The sequence below is a fragment of the Psychrobacter sp. UBA6739 genome, assembly GCF_002453835.1.
GTDB lineage: Bacteria > Pseudomonadota > Gammaproteobacteria > Pseudomonadales > Moraxellaceae > Psychrobacter > Psychrobacter immobilis_A.
In genome coordinates this window covers 37766-53707 of sequence record NZ_DKHR01000025.1, presented here as the reverse complement: position 1 = coordinate 53707, position 15942 = coordinate 37766, and the positions used below count along the sequence as shown (strand labels likewise).

Below are 15942 nucleotides of genomic sequence, written 5' to 3'. Positions count from 1 at the left end.
ATTATAAAGTTTTTAATGTGAGTGTTGTATGAATAAAGAAGATCTAACAATTGGTATTTTAATACCTGTTTATAATGTAGCGGATTATGTAGAAGAGTGTATAGAATCAATACTCACTCAAATCGATACTAGAGCATCTATTTTAATAATGAACGATGCTTCGACAGATAATAGTGCAGCTATTATCAAGCGTTTTGAAAATTACCCTCAAGTGCAAATCTTCGATGCGCCTTATAATAGAGGTTTGTCAGACACACGCAATGCGCTTTTCGATATGGGCCAAACAGAGTATATCTGGTTTATTGACTCTGATGATGTTATGTACGAAGGTGCTTATAAATCTGTCATGTCTCAAATAGAAAAATTGAACTCGGATGTGCTATGTGCCGATTATGTATCATTACGAGGAAAAAAAGAGGTAAATAAAAAAGGGTTTATAGGCACGTCTAATAAAAATTATATCAATAAGAGCAATAGCTTCTTAGATAATATTATTGAAAATAATAGTAATCATGTTTGGAATAAGGTTTTTAGAAGACAGATAATACAAGACATAAGGTTTAAAGAAGGATTGAATTTTGAAGATATTTTGTATATGACTGATATCTCATTAAAGAGTTTTCAATATAGCTATTTAAAACAGCCTGTAATAAAGTATCGTGAGCGTGAAGGGTCTATTTTAAAGAATATCGACAAAAAATACGTAGATGATTATTTATATGCTTTCACTTATCGCGTTGAAAACTATCAGAGAGATGGTGAAAAAGATGGCTATCATTATTTGCTGTATAAAGTATATAAACGTTATATAGGGCTGTTAAATAAAATCGCTAAAAACCATCAGGAAGATTTGTTAAAAGACACCTATGCTCAATACAATAAGTACTTCTCAGAGCTTTATCTTGTTGCTAATAAAGAGCTGCGAATACATCAAAGAATAACTCTGAATATTAAACGTTCCAAATTAGACAAAATTCTGAAAGGTATGTAGACCATGCAAAAGATCTTTAACGTTATCCGTAATAAGCCCTTTAAGGTTTTCTATAATGGCCTAGTGCCTAGAAATGTAAGGAAGCGCTGGAATTATCAGTATGATGATAAAATTAAGCAAGAAAAAGTAGCCTCTTACTGGAGGATGGTTCTTGATCAATACGCTGACAAAAAAATAGAAAAGTATGATACTCCACCAATCAAAAAAGAACTGGTAGGCAAAAAAATTATTTGGCAATATTGGGGACAGGGATTAGAAAATTTACCGGAAATGGTGGAAATATGTTTTTCTTCAGTAGACAGTCATGCTCACGATTATCAGGTTATCAGAATTACTGATGAAAACATAAATGAATATATAAAGCTTCCAGAGTTTGTTGATGAAAAACGTAAAAATGGAGTTTTTAGACCAGTATTCTTTTCTGATTTGCTGCGTGTTGCATTGTTGTCAATCTATGGTGGGGTTTGGCTAGATGCTTCCGTTTTATTAACAGATAGGCTACCCAAGGAATATGCAAACTGTAATTTTTTTATGTATAGCCGTGATCCTAACTCTCTTAATAAAAATTGGGGTACAAATGATACACATTTTTACTTTAATTGGAGAGATGAATTTAAAGTAAAACATCTTAGTAGTATTATGTTTTCTAAGCCAAACTCAATGATTACAAAGACCTTGGTTGACTTGCTGCTTTATTATTGGGAAAATGAAAGTAAAATTGAGTATTACTTTTTCTTTCAAGTAATGATTAATGAATTAAAGGAGTCAAAAATTATAGATTTTGAATTTCCTGTTATTGATGATACTTTTCCACATTTATTACAATCTGAGATAAAAAAGCAATTTAATGAAGACGAATACAAAAAAATAGTTTCACAAGCTAGTATTCATAAGTTGACTATTCATGAGGCTTTCAAGGAAGAGTATTTCGAAAAACAAACCTATTATGGCTATCTAAAAAATAGATATATATATAAATAAAGGGGCTGTAGTAGATAAGGATTAAATATCACACCATTTTCTCAGCGTTTTAAGCTGAGTAGACGGTGATCCATAGTTGAATCTAAACTCGCACTCTTTTAAAAATAAATGGAAGTTCTTCTTATCGATCCCATTATATTTTCTGAGTGTTCTTTTAGACTGATTCCAAAAGTTCTCAATGCCATTGATGTGATTGTTTTTACCGCAAGTAAACTCTTTAGAGTGATTGACTCTGAAATGTTTAAACTCGCTCACATCTAACGCATTGTAACTTCGATAACTATCAGTATAAACAAAGCTGTCAGGCTTGATTTTACGCTTGATGACAGGCATTAATGTGCTTTGTTTGGTGTCTGCTACGACAATGGTATAAACCTTACCATTTCGTTTTAGTATACCAAATACAGCTGTCTTACCAGCAGCCCCGCGACCTCTTTTGCCTTTACGTACGCCGCCAAAGTAACTTTCATCTAATTTGACTTACACCTAAAAGAGCTCATCAGCTTCTAATGAGAGATGGTCGTCTATTACAAGTCTAATTTTATGATAAAAAAGTGCAGCAGTGTTAGGTTGAATGTCGAGCAAATCTGCGGCTGTTCTTGCAGTCACTTCAGCCGTGAAAACTCTAAGAGCCTTCGCTGTACTTTTTTACTTAGTTTACAACGGGTTATCTTCATAAAAGTAGTCTAGCATAGTGCTTATCTACTACAGCCTCTAAATAAATTAAGCATGAAATTTTTGCATGGTTCCAAACCAATTTTGCTCACCATTGCTATTTCTACCAAGATAGTGAAATTTAAATAGATTGGGTTGCTTAAGATGACACATTAAATAAACACCTTGATCATCGTCCACAATGTTTTTTTGAAATAATTCTTCTTGACAATTTTTTACAACATTAAAGAACTCTCTCCAAATATTTTGATTAGCTACTGTTACGCCACCTATGATAACTGCTCTATTATTTAAAATAGCAGATAAAACTTTGTTTTTTGTATGAGGGAAGTTGGGATTGTTAAAAAATAAAAAAAACTTGTCTTTTGTTAATGTGAAAAAATGAACATGTAAGTCATCAAAAGGGTAGTACCAATTATTAATACCTAGCAGAGTAGTATTATCTCTACAATATCCGAAGTCTACCCAAGCAACCAGATCATTAGACAAGTTAAAATCTTCAATAGCTTTGTTTACAAAGTAAGTTTTTAGATTAGTTACTAGGACATACTTTTCAGACCAATACTCAGGGTTGAGCTTGTGTTTATCGGGTATTTTACTCTTGAAATTATTGCTGTTAATTATCGATTTAATTTCATCTAGTAAGTTTCTAAACTTTTTTTCTAAATCAATAATGATGATCTTGGTTGGTTTGTTACCTCTTAATTTTCTGATATAAGGCTTCATTTCCTCAAAGGTAAATACAACCATTTCATTATCGAGTTTTGCTAAGTTCTCAAAATATGATAGGTATGTTTGATTATCCCTAAGTAGATGAGAAGGGTGTCCTTTTTCAGTGGACCAATCACCTCTACCAATATCAAAATAGGCAGTAACAATTGTGATTGACTTTTCAGTTGTTGATATTGAATTATCCATTACTACCGCCAATAATCTTTTAGCCAAGGGCTTGGCTTAACATGACGATACCACTTGCCGCCGCTACCATTGATGGCATCTGGCGGATTAATCTCACCATGAAAGATGACAATCTTTGCGCCATCCGGCAGAGTAGGTGCGCGCACAAAGTTAAAGGGAATAGGGGCGATGCATTGGTACTTGAAGCTGACACACCACGTTTTATCCCAATACTCCAAATGATGATGCTCACGTAAATAGTTAGACAGATAAGCCTGCTCATGGCGCACTTGGGTACGAATGGTGGCAAAGTTACGCTCAAAGTTTGCGAGCAAATCAGGATAGGTGTTCATGCCAATATTGAAACGATAAACAGAGCTATTACCAATCATTCGCCACGGTTTTTTCCAATCACGGATAATCACCACGCTGTCTTTGTGCTGAGCTTGATAGGTAAAAAAGGCATCTATGTTGTCAACAATAACAATGTCGATATCTAAAAATAAAGCCACACCCTTGAGACCATATAGTTCAGGTTTGAAAGTCGTGAGTTTTTTCCAACCACGCTCAGGTCCAGCAGGCAAATCCATCTCTGGAATAGGATGGCAAGTCACAGCAGGGTCGATACCGCTGCTATCATCAGTGAGGCAGATCATTTGGAAGTCTAAAGTCAAATGGCGACTGACCATATTATAAAGACGGTTGACGTACTCAGCGCCGTATTTGTCACCCCATTTCATACAGATAACATAACGCTGCTCAGCAGTGCTACTGCGTGCATGCGTGTGGTCTGTCGATGAAGTATTGGTTACGTCAGTTGCCATAATGCACTCATATTAATATAAATAAAAAATATTTAGGGCGTGTTCTCATTTTTAACATGGTGATAAAAATGAGATAAATTGCCGTCAAATGAAAAAATAGCGCAGACAATATTGAGCTATTGACTGACTATTTGACGCTATTTGGCAAAATTTAGCCATCTTTAATCCATTTATAGGACGATCGATTGAAATGAGAACACGCCTTAGTAACGTCTAAGGGTACAAAAGTCAGCCAATACTATCACAGCTAGGATTCACGATATCTCTAAACGTTTGGCTAATTGTAAGGTTATTGCTCATTGTCAGCGCGCGTGGTTGTATCATGAACGTTTTGATCAGCCCGCTTGTTGTCACAAATGAATTTGGCCAAAGTTTCTTCATCAACGTTGTAAGGATTCCCTAATGTGGGAATATGTTTGAAACGTCGATAGCCCCACATATAGTGACTACATTTTTCTTCAATCATCTGTTGCATGGCTTGGTTAAGTGCATAAGCGGCGGTCTCGGCATGACGATCATAAAGTGCTGGATCATCAAGCTTATAACAATAGATGTCAAATCCACGACCATCGTCACGGCGAATACAAGATAAGCCGACCAAGGCACATCTGGTTTTACTAGCAAGTTTAGAAGCAAGCGTACTGGTTAGCGTTTTAATACCAAAAAAGGGCACAACCACGCCGCCCGAAGGATCAGGAACATGATCGGGTAAGACGATACTAAAGCCACCTTGTTTGAGGGTTTTAAATATGGCTTTGACACCGCTACCATCGGTTGGTACTAAGGTCGCATTAAGCCTTGAACGCCCTTGCAGCACAAAGTTGTTGGTAATGTCACCTTTAACAGGTTTGTACATAATGGTTGGGGAACCAAACTGATTGAGCCAAGCGTTCATCATCTCCCATGTACCGAGATGCGGCACGATAGCGAGCATGCCGTTGGCACTCGCAAGTCCTTCTAATAAAATGTCTTTATTATGAACGTCGCGAATCTGAGCAATACTCCACTCAGGTGGCATGGCCCAGCTTTTGATCGATTCAATACTGGTCAAACACTGGTGATAAATAATCTCTTTGGTTACTACTTGTTTTTGTACATCAGTCAGCTTAGGCGCAATTAACGCCATATTGATACTGACTGTACGCATGATACTCAAATTGGGTATCTTGATAATCACCCACGCAACAAAACGTGCCAGTATCTGCAAGACAGACAATGGCACGATTTTAAAAATGTGATACGGATTCATAACCATTCACACGGTGATGAATCACGTAATAAGTACTGAAAAAAATATCCGGACATCGTTAGACCATTTATTGCGCAGGTTTGTTGGTGTCAGCCTGTGCTTTTTCGCGCACACGGATACCAAGATCACGTAGCTGTTTGCTATCGACTTCAGCAGGTGCTTGAGTTAGTGGGCATTCAGCAGTTTTGGTTTTTGGGAAAGCGATAACATCACGGATAGAGTCAGCGCCTACCATAAGCATAATCAGACGATCCAAACCAAAGGCCAAGCCACCATGCGGAGGCGCACCGAATTTTAATGCATCAAGTAAGAAGCCAAACTTGTCTTGAGCTTCTTGCTCGCCGATACCTAAAGCATCAAGTACCGCTTGCTGCATATCAAAGGTATTGATACGTAAGCTACCACCGCCAACTTCTGTACCGTTCAATACCATATCATAAGCGATAGAGAGGGCAGATTCTGGGTTGTTTTTCAATTCATCAACAGAACCTTTAGGTTTAGTAAACGGGTGATGCATTGACGTCCAACGACCATCGTCCGTTTGCTCAAACATTGGGAAATCAGTGACCCAAAGTGGCGCCCACTGACAAGTAGTCATCTCAAGGTCTAAACCAATTTTTTGACGTAGTGCGCCGATTGCGTCATTGACGACACTGGCTTTATCCGCACCAAAGAAAATAATATCGTTGCTTTCTGCACCAGTACGCTCAATCAAGCTTACCAATACGTCATCGGTCATATTTTTGATGATAGGAGACTGAAGACCAGATTCTTGGTCAACGCCGTTGTTGATATTGCTCGCATCGTTGACTTTGATATAAGCCAAACCACGTGCACCATAAATGCCAACGAATTTGGTATAAGCATCGATTTGCTTACGGCTTAATGACGCGCCGCCCGGGATGCGTAGCGCAGCAACACGCCCTTTAGGATCGTTAGCAGGACCGGCAAATACTTTAAAATCAACGTCTTTCATTAAATCAGCAACGTCGATGAGCTTTAATGGAATACGTAAGTCAGGCTTGTCTGAGGCATAGTCACGCATTGCTTCAGCGTAAGTCATGCGTGGGAATTGCTCAAACTCAACATCCATCATGGTTTTGAATAAATGCTTAATCAAACCTTCGTTGATGTTCATGATTTCTTCTTCGTTTAAGAAAGAAGTCTCAATATCCACTTGGGTAAATTCAGGCTGACGGTCAGCACGTAAGTCTTCGTCACGGAAACATTTAGCGATTTGATAATAACGATCAAAACCTGACACCATCAATAACTGTTTAAATAGTTGTGGTGATTGTGGCAATGCGAAAAAGTTACCTGGGCGTGTGCGTGATGGCACAAGATAATCACGCGCGCCTTCTGGCGTTGCACGAGTCAAGATAGGGGTCTCAACGTCTAAGAAACCATGGTCATCTAAGTAACGACGAATGGCTGACGTGGCTTTAGCACGGAAAACCATACGCTCTTGCATTTGCGGACGACGCATATCAAGATAGCGGTATTTCAAACGCAAGTCTTCTGATACCGTGGTTTTCTCATCATTTAATGGGAAAGGCGGTGTTTCAGATTTTGCCAATACTTCAATTTCTTTGCCCAACAGCTCAATCTGACCACTGGTCATATTATTGTTTTCAGTACCCGCGTAGCGTTGACGTACGCGACCAGTGATTTTTAACACATATTCAGGACGTACCGCATCAGCCATTGCAAAGGCTTCTGGCGTATCAGGGTCAACGACGACCTGCAAGATACCAGCGCGGTCACGCATGTCTAAAAAAATCACGCCACCGTGATCGCGACGACGATGTACCCAGCCTACGATACTAATGGTTTGATCGATGAAGCTTTCGGTTACGGCTCCGCAATATTCGTCTCGATATTCGCTATGCGTCATAGTGCTTTGCGTCATAATATAATTATCCAGTTGTCAGCCCAATTCGAAATACAATAATGCAGCCATTGCTGTACGATTTAAGCTATCCGCTAAAAACGCACAAACACCGCGATTAAGACAAATGGTCATCACGTTGGCTACAGAAAATTTGGTGTAAACGCATATTATGCCTAATCTGCCCTTGTTATACAACCAGTGGCGTCCAATCAAAGCGTAGGAAAGTATCAGTAATGGGCGTATTTATTCAGTAACATTTGCATTGGGTTAAATATTGTCATTTTGCTTGAAAATATCAGCCACTGTGCACATATCAGGCTCACTTATAAAATCTTATTAAAATTATTCTAATCATGTAAGGAATGCTACTTATGCTTTTTCACCCTGCTAAGAACCCTGTTGAGCTACAAGTTGTTCATCTAAATAAAAGCCAAGAACAACGCCGTGAAGACTTAATGGAGGCAACTCAAGGTAAAGCCGCGCTTAAGCAATTCAAAAAAGTAATGGCTAAAAAAGCCAAGCAAGCATTGAAGGCAAAAAGCAAAAATAAGAAAAAAAACAGTGATAATAAATCACAAGTTTTCGTTCTCGACTTTGACGGTGATATCAAAGCCACGGCAGTCAAGCATTTACGCGAAGAAATCAGCACATTAATCAGCAGCGCAAATAAAGGCGATGAAGTCGTGGTACGTCTTGAATCAGGTGGCGGCTTGGTTCATGGTTATGGTTTGGCAGCAGCGCAATTGGCACGTCTAAAAGAGGCTGGTTTAAAACTAACAGTCTGTGTCGATAAAGTCGCGGCCAGTGGTGGTTATATGATGGCTTGTGTGGCGGATAATGTAGTGGCTGCGCCATTTGCTATTATTGGCTCAATCGGTGTGGTATCACAGTTGCCAAACTTTCATAAATGGCTAAAAAATCATGACGTCGATTATGAGATGTTTACCGCTGGTGACTATAAACGTACTGTCACTATGTTTGGTGAAAATGACGCTGACGACCGTGCCAAATACCAAGAAGAGCTTGAGCAAACGCATGAGTTATTCAAACATTTCGTTAACACCTATCGTCCAGCATTGGATGTTGCTAAAGTAGCAACAGGCGAGCATTGGTATGGCGAAGATGCACTAAAATTAAATTTAATTGACAGTCTGCAAACCTCAGACAGTTATATTTTAGAGCGTATGGAAGACAATGAAGTCTATGCGCTGCATTCCCGTCAAAAGCCAACGCTCGCCGAGAAGTTGGGATTGTCACAAGCTGCCGAAGCAACGGTGAATATGGCGATTGACAAGCTGCCAGATGCGCTAGCACGTTTTGATTTTAATAGCCGTTTAAATATCCTAAGGTAGTTTTCAGTTTTCCACTCTAAATAGATGCATTGTTTGTATTTTGTAAAAGGCGTGTCCTAGCGGGTCGCGCCTTTTTGCTGTTTATTCATAAATGCTGTGTTATAAATGTGGCATACAGAACAGAGTATACGCACGTACACTATAAGATTAGTATTGGGCTTTTTATAAAAGTTTTATGTGAACGTGATGAAAATCATTAACCATCAGCAAGGAAAAGGATGCCAGCTATGTCTGAAAATACATTGATGTTTACCGCCACCGAACATGGTCAAGCCATGCATGCCAAAGTCAAAGCATTTATCGAAACCCATATTGAGCCAATAGAAGCACAGTTTTGGGCGGATTGTCATGCGCAAAACCCAGACGGTAATTGGAAAAATTGGCAATGGCCAGAAAAATACGAGAGTTTGCGTAAACAAGCACGCGAAGCCGGTCTATGGAATTTATTTTTACCAGATGACACGCTAGGGGCAGGGCTGTCGGTGACCGATTATGCACCGATTGCCGAGCTCACTGGACGCAGTTTATTAGCGCCTTATGTGTTTAACTGTAATGCCCCCGATAGCGGCAATATGGAGCTTTTATGGCGCTATGGTTCAGAGGAGCAGCAAGACAAATGGCTAACGCCAATCTTAGAAGGTAGAACGCGTTCGGTATTTTGTATGACTGAGCCTGATGTCGCCTCCAGTGATGCCACCAATATGCAAGCGACAGCTGTGGTTGATGGCGATGAGATTATTATCAATGGCAGTAAATGGTGGTCATCAGGTCTGGGTGACCCTGCGGTCGATATTTTGATTGTAATGGCATATACGCCTGATGATAATAAAGACCGTCATCATCAACATTCGATGGTATTGGTCCCAGCAAAGACAGCGGGTGTCAACATCGAGCGTATGCTCAAAGTCTTTGGCGATTATGATGCGCCGCATGGCCATGGTGAAGTCAGCTTTGATAACGTACGTGTGCCCGTCAGTCATTTTATCGGTGGAGCGGGTATGGGCTTTGAGATTGCACAAGGTCGCCTAGGACCAGGTCGTATTCACCATTGCATGCGCTGTATTGGCGCTGCCGAAAAGTCGCTAGAGCTGGCGGTTAAGCGCGGTATGGAACGTACCGCTTTTGGTAAGCCATTATTACAACTGGGTGGTAATTTTGAGCGTATCGCTGAGGCGCGTATTAAAATCGATCAAGCACGTTTGTTGACTTTATATGCAGCGCAAAAAATGGATGCGCAAGGCACAAAAGCAGCATTGACTGAAATCTCTGCTATTAAAGTGGTTGCACCAACCGTGCTACAAGAAGTGGTCGATATGGCAATTCAGATTCATGGTGGCATGGGCGTTTGCCAAGATACGATGCTACCTGCATTCTTTGCCCAAGCTCGAGCGCTACGTTTAGCCGATGGTCCTGATGAAGTGCATAAAACGATGATTGCTAAGTTAGAATTAAAGCGTCAGGGTTTTATTCGTCCTTCTAAATCTGGTAAATCCTAAGTTTAGTTATTCATAAACTTATAGAAATTGATTTAAATGAGCATTTGCTTGAATTAATTTCTCATTGCAATTCACTATTACACCGTTAATAGTGAATTTTTATCCCTATACTCACTGATAAAAATAACTGACCACACGATAAGGAATGTCATATGGCAACTGCTAATCAAAGCAAAACTACCATTAAAGAAGTAGCTAATAAAATCTTAGATAAAGGCGGCGAGGTTCGTGAGGGCGAAGAGCTCGACGCCAAAGCGGTCAGCTCGTGGCTACGTGCTCAAGGCGTCGATATAGAAGGCGAGCCTACCGTTACTCAATTTTCAGGTGGTGCCTCAAACTGGACCTATCGTTTGCAATATGAAGGCGAAGGTAACGCTGAAAGTAAAAGCCAAGATTTAATTTTACGCCGTCCACCAAAAGGCACCAAAGCAAAATCAGCACATGACATGGTGCGCGAATACACGGTTCAAAAATCCTTAGAAGATGCTTATCCTTATGTACCTAAAATGGTCGCGCTATGTACGGATGAGTCCGTCATCGGTGCAGACTTTTATGTCATGGAGCGTATGGAAGGTATCATTCCTCGTGCCAATTTGCCAAAAGGTATCGATTTAAATGAAGAGCAAACGCGTGCATTATGTACCAATGTTATTGATGCTTTGATTGAATTGCATCAAGTCGATTATAAAGCGCATCCTGATTTGGTCCATCTTGGACGCGGTGAAGGTTATTGCGAGCGTCAAGTAACTGGCTGGGACAAGCGTTATGTCAAAGCCAAAACACCTAACGTCCCAAGTTTTGCCTTAGTCCGTCAATGGCTCGGTAAGCATACGCCTGCTGACAGTAAGACTTGCCTCATTCATAACGATTGGCGCTTTGATAATGTAATTTTGAATGCAGCAGATCCGACCAAGGTGATCGGCGTACTCGACTGGGAAATGGCGACCTTGGGCGATCCTTTGATGGATTTGGGCAGCGCATTGGCGTATTGGATTGAAGAAGATGACAACATAATTATGCAGCAGTCACGCCGTCAGCCCACCCATTTAAAAGGCATGATGACTCGCGATGAGGTGGTTGCTTATTATCTTGAGCAGACAGGTCTAGAGATAGACAACTGGACGTTTTATGAAGTGTTTGGTCTGTTCCGTCTAGCGGGTATCGTTCAGCAAATTTATTATCGCTACTATCATAAACAAACGACCAATCCAGCCTTTAAAAATTTTTGGATTATTGTGCACGTATTACATGCCAAATGTCTTAAACTGATTGCTCAATATGAAGGTGAGATTTTGTTTACTAACCGAGTACAGCCGCATTTGCAAGATATAGGTATTGATGCTGCGATGATTGAGCAGTTGCCAAGTCCTATACAGGTTGTGATTAAAGGTATTTTGCCAAAGAGCTATTTTGGACAAAGCGCACCTAAAGCTGAAGAGTAAGCAAATTAAAAATTAAAAATCTATGGCGTTTAAAAATTATAAGAGTGCGATTAATAAGGCAATATTTTATGACAACCATACTTTTGGCCCGTCATGGTCAAGCGTCATTTGGACAAGAGAATTACGATCAACTCTCAGAGCTGGGTGGCAAGCAAGCGCAGATGCTAGGTCAGCATTACGCGACGACTCAGCGTCGAATCGATGCGATTTTTACTGGTAGTTTGGTTAGGCAGCAAGACTCTGCACATCATTTTTGGCAGCGTTATCAGTCATTTTTTGATAGCGATATCTCTAGTAAGCCTGCGATCGATATAAGTGCGCCGGATAGCTATGTACTGCCACAATTTGATGAATTTAATCATAAAGACGTGTTTATAAAGTCTAATCCTGCTTTCATGAGTAAAGGTGCTATTGCGGCTGAGATTGCGCAAGCAGAAGTGCCATCTATGCGTTTGGCGGAGTTATTTGATGCTGCGATGCAGCGCTGGCATGCAGGTGACAATGACATTGATTATATTGAGAGCTGGTCACAATTTAATGAGCGGGCAAAACAAGCGCTTGAGCAAGTGCGTTTGCAAGTGGCTAATCTGAATTTAGAGCGTGATAGTACGGTGCTGGTGTTTACTTCGGGCGGCATTATTTCGGCTATTACCGCGCAGTTATTACAACAAGGCAGTCAGACTGCGTATCAAATTAATAAAAGCTTAGTTAATACGGGCGTGACGTCTATTACTTTAAAAGCGCAGAGTACACGGCTATTGTCTTTAAATGAATACAGTCACTTATTTGCTGATGGCAAACGCTTCGTGACGTGGCGATAACATAGCATGTGATAGCCGGTGAGATATCAAGGTCATAATTAAGCCGTGATTAACATCAGGATAAAATGGCTGCTCTAGACACGTAGCCGATTTTTATGTTATTAGAATCAGTTATGATAACTGTTGAGTACTTTTTGTGTATTTTTATAACAGACAAGCCGCACTTATCAATTTGCGATATTATAGACTGTCAGCTTCATATAATATGGATGTAAACAGGACGTTCTATGCAAAATAAATTGATCAATTTAGTCACCAAAAGCGCTAAACAAAGTAAAAATCAGCTATTTAGCGCGATTCAGCCTGCGCGCTATCTAAAAGATTTAAGTAAGCAGCAGATTGGTCGTGGTAAAACAGTATTAATCACGGGTGCCAGCTCAGGACTGGGCGAAGGCATGGCAAGATTGTTTGCCAAGCTTGGCTATAATTTAGCGATTTGCGCGCGTCGTACCGACCGTCTAGGAAGTCTACAAGCAGAGTTGATGGCAGCGTATCCTGATATTCGTGTTGAATATCGAGCATTAGATGTCAGCGACTATGATGCCATATTCGATGTATTTGATGCGTTCGCAACTGACTTTGGTCATATCGATCGTGTGGTGGTCAATGCGGGCGTCGGGGATAGTCGCCGTATTGGTAAAGGGCGCTTCGATACCAACCGACGCACCGTTGAGATTAACTTTGTCTCTGCGCTCGCGCAATGTGAAGCGGCGATGAATATATTCCGCGCACAAAACAGCGGTCATCTGGTGGTGATATCAAGCATGTCAGCAATGCGTGGACTGCCTAAACATTTGACCGCTTATGGCGCAAGTAAGGCAGGTCTGGCTCATCTGGCAGAAGGCATTCGTGCTGATATGTTATTAACCAAATTGCCCATTAAAGTCTCGACCATTTATCCAGGTTATATCCGTACTGAAATTAATGAAAATGCCAAACCACTACCGTTTGAAGTGGATGCAGATACGGGCACCAAATCCATCGTTGCAGCGATTGAGGCTGGAGTCGATGAAGCTTGTGTACCAAGTCTACCGTGGTCTATCGTCGGTCAAGCAATGAAGCATTTGCCATTGCAAGTGGTCAATAAAGTCAATTAGTAACTAGTTGACTTTATTGCTTTGGCATCAACAGCAATGAAGTCAAAAAGAAGACAATAAAAAACCCTCAGCATTAAGGTTGAGGGTTTTTTATTGCCTTCTTTTTAAAAATCTAAAATCTATGCACTACAGGGTTTGAGGATTATCGGACATATGCTTTTCACGTAGCTTTTGACGCAATATTTTACCCACATTACTCTTTGGCAACTCGCTCACGAATTCGATATGACGTGGGCATTTATAACCAGTCAAATTGTCCAAAGCAAACTCTTTAATATCACTCTTGGTAACATTGTTATCAGCAGGGACAATATAAATTTTGACTGCTTCGCCTTGGTGGTCATCAGGAATACCGATCACTGCGCAATCAATGATGCCTTTATAATCTAGCATGACTGACTCGATCTCATTTGGGAAGACGTTAAAGCCTGAAACCAAAATCATATCTTTTTTACGATCAAGTAAAGTGATATAGCCTTGTTCATCCATACTGATGATATCGCCAGTACGGAAGTAACCATCGCTGGTAAAGTCATTGCTATTGTCTTTATTAAAATAGCCTGAAGTGATGTTTGGGCCTTTAATACACATCTCGCCAGCTTGATGTAAGCCGACACGATTACCTTCATCATCAACAACAATAATATCTACGCTAGGGACTGGTATACCAATCGTACCATTAAATTTGCGATCAGTGATGACGTTAGCCGTACCAGCTGCAACCCCTTCAGTCATCCCCCAACCTTCGACCATCGGGCAACCAGTGACTTCTAACCAGCGAGCAGCTGTTTGTTCAGTTGCTGCCATACCACCTGCTTGTGAGATGCGTAGTGAGCTAAAGTCCAAGTCTTTAAAGGTTGGTTGGTCAAGTAAGCCTTTAAACAAAGTATTCACTGCTGGCAATATATGGAACGGCTGTTTTGATAGCGTTTTAACAAAGCCCGGCATATCGCGTGGGTTAGGAATCAAGATAAAGGTGTAACCCGATCGCATGCCTAACAGGGTCAGCATAAAGGCAAAAATATGATAAAGCGGTAACGCCATGACCATATTGATATAGACTTCATTAATATCTGAGGTGATAGGGCGGTACCAAGCTTCTGACTGCATCGCAGCGGCGACAACGTTACGCTGAGTCAAAACAGCGCCTTTCGACAAACCAGTCGTTCCACCAGTATATTGCAAAATTGCTTTTTGCTGCAGTGTGGTTTTTGGTGATTGGATAGGCAAGTTTTTGCCTTTCTTCAGCACATCAGGAAACTTGGTCACATCGTATTTAGGGTCATTCAGGTTGTATTTAGGCACTAAGCGTTTGACCTGACGGATAACCGTATTACCCAAAATACCCTTTAGCCCCATCATATCGCCCATTTTCGAGAGGACAATACGCTTGATGTCGGTTTCTTCAATGACTTGTTCAAGTGCTTGAGCAAAGTTATCAACCACAAAAATAACCTGAGCACCAGAATCATTTAATTGATGGCGCAGCTCACGACCAGTGTAAAGTGGGTTAACTGGAGTGCAAACGTAGCCCGCTCGCAAAATACCAATCATCGTTGGCAGATATTGCGGCACGTTTGGCATCATCAGTGCAACCACACTGCCTTTAGGAATGCCTTGCGCTTGTAACCATGCAGCAACGGCAAGTGAGGCTTTATCCACATCACCATAAGTATGAGTGACACCCATACAAATAGTCATAGGATGCATACGAAAACGATTGAAACATTCCTCATACAGCTCTATGAGGCTCTCATATTGATCAGGATTAATGGTCTTGGGTACGTTTTCTGGATATTGCGCCAGCCAAGGCTTATCTACTGTCATACTTAGCGTCCTTAAATGTTGTGATACGTTAAGGTTCTATAAAAGAGTAGTCACATCCTTGTCAACAATATAAATCATCGCCTTGAGAGCAATGGATTGTCGCGTGCTATCCTATCGATTCACAGACTGCTAAAATACGGTGACCTCTATATAAATTATTTAACTACAAGCTCATTTCGCTATAAAAAGCAGTGCTCTAAATACAGTAAACAGCTGGTTACTATTATCCTTACTAAGAAAAGCACCACTTGCTCATAAACTGATCTGAATTGAACGACTATCGACTCACATTAATAAAAAATAGCGTGACTTATTTTGGCAACACATTAACATAACTACAATTGATATTGTTATTTTTATACAAGAACTTGATAGTTTATAATTAAGTTTGATAAAGCA

General features: G+C 40.4%; 12 protein-coding genes and 1 pseudogene. 7 read left to right on the top strand and 6 right to left on the bottom strand.

The window, feature by feature from the left end; translation table 11 throughout:
* Window positions 1-28 precede the first annotated feature (28 nt).
* Both B2575_RS06400 and B2575_RS06395 read left to right on the top strand, forming a co-directional pair.
* On the top strand, window positions 29-991 hold the full coding sequence (locus B2575_RS06400; protein WP_087815254.1) for a glycosyltransferase family 2 protein: 963 nt from the start codon (window positions 29-31) through the stop codon (window positions 989-991).
* Between the two features lie 3 nt (window positions 992-994).
* A complete protein-coding gene (locus B2575_RS06395; RefSeq protein ID WP_087815257.1) occupies window positions 995-1972 on the top strand; it encodes a capsular polysaccharide synthesis protein in 978 nt (325 codons plus the stop codon).
* Between the two features lie 21 nt (window positions 1973-1993).
* Here B2575_RS06395 and B2575_RS06390 read toward each other — a convergent pair.
* The 5 genes and pseudogenes from B2575_RS06390 to aspS all read right to left on the bottom strand — a co-directional run bounded on the left by B2575_RS06390 (window position 1994) and on the right by aspS (window position 7511).
* Window positions 1994-2649: pseudogene (locus B2575_RS06390) on the bottom strand (IS1595 family transposase).
* Between the two features lie 46 nt (window positions 2650-2695).
* The gene (locus tag B2575_RS06385) at window positions 2696-3565 is read right to left on the bottom strand and encodes a WlaTC/HtrL family glycosyltransferase (protein ID WP_045454946.1); all 870 of its coding nucleotides are present in this window, start codon (window positions 3563-3565) and stop codon (window positions 2696-2698) included.
* Between the two features lie 2 nt (window positions 3566-3567).
* Window positions 3568-4284, bottom strand: coding sequence for a glycosyltransferase (locus B2575_RS06380; RefSeq protein ID WP_372860760.1), 717 nt, complete (start codon window positions 4282-4284; stop codon window positions 3568-3570).
* A 373-nt stretch (window positions 4285-4657) separates the two neighbouring features.
* Entirely contained in the window at window positions 4658-5617 is a 960-nt protein-coding gene (locus tag B2575_RS06375) for a lysophospholipid acyltransferase family protein (protein WP_296240617.1), read from the bottom strand.
* Window positions 5618-5684: 67 nt separating this feature from the next.
* A complete protein-coding gene (gene aspS, locus B2575_RS06370) occupies window positions 5685-7511 on the bottom strand; it encodes an aspartate--tRNA ligase (RefSeq protein ID WP_296240629.1) in 1827 nt (608 codons plus the stop codon).
* Between the two features lie 368 nt (window positions 7512-7879).
* On the opposite strand from aspS, the gene sohB reads away from it, so the two are divergent.
* The 5 genes from sohB (at window position 7880) to B2575_RS06345 (ending at window position 13716) form a co-directional block, all read left to right on the top strand.
* Entirely contained in the window at window positions 7880-8860 is a 981-nt protein-coding gene (gene sohB, locus B2575_RS06365; RefSeq protein ID WP_296240615.1) for a protease SohB, read from the top strand.
* A gap of 245 nt (window positions 8861-9105) precedes the next feature.
* Entirely contained in the window at window positions 9106-10356 is a 1251-nt protein-coding gene (locus tag B2575_RS06360) for an acyl-CoA dehydrogenase family protein (protein WP_296240627.1), read from the top strand.
* Window positions 10357-10508: 152 nt separating this feature from the next.
* Window positions 10509-11798 carry a phosphotransferase family protein gene (locus B2575_RS06355; RefSeq protein ID WP_296240614.1) on the top strand — a complete coding sequence of 430 codons (1290 nt, stop codon included), beginning with the start codon at window positions 10509-10511 and terminating at the stop codon, window positions 11796-11798.
* Between the two features lie 68 nt (window positions 11799-11866).
* Entirely contained in the window at window positions 11867-12619 is a 753-nt protein-coding gene (locus tag B2575_RS06350) for a histidine phosphatase family protein (protein ID WP_296240613.1), read from the top strand.
* Window positions 12620-12846: 227 nt separating this feature from the next.
* On the top strand, window positions 12847-13716 hold the full coding sequence (locus B2575_RS06345; protein ID WP_296240611.1) for an SDR family oxidoreductase: 870 nt from the start codon (window positions 12847-12849) through the stop codon (window positions 13714-13716).
* Window positions 13717-13842: 126 nt separating this feature from the next.
* Here the strand turns inward: B2575_RS06345 and B2575_RS06340 are convergent, their stop codons facing one another.
* On the bottom strand, window positions 13843-15543 hold the full coding sequence (locus tag B2575_RS06340; protein ID WP_296240609.1) for an AMP-binding protein: 1701 nt from the start codon (window positions 15541-15543) through the stop codon (window positions 13843-13845).
* Window positions 15544-15942 lie beyond the last annotated feature (399 nt).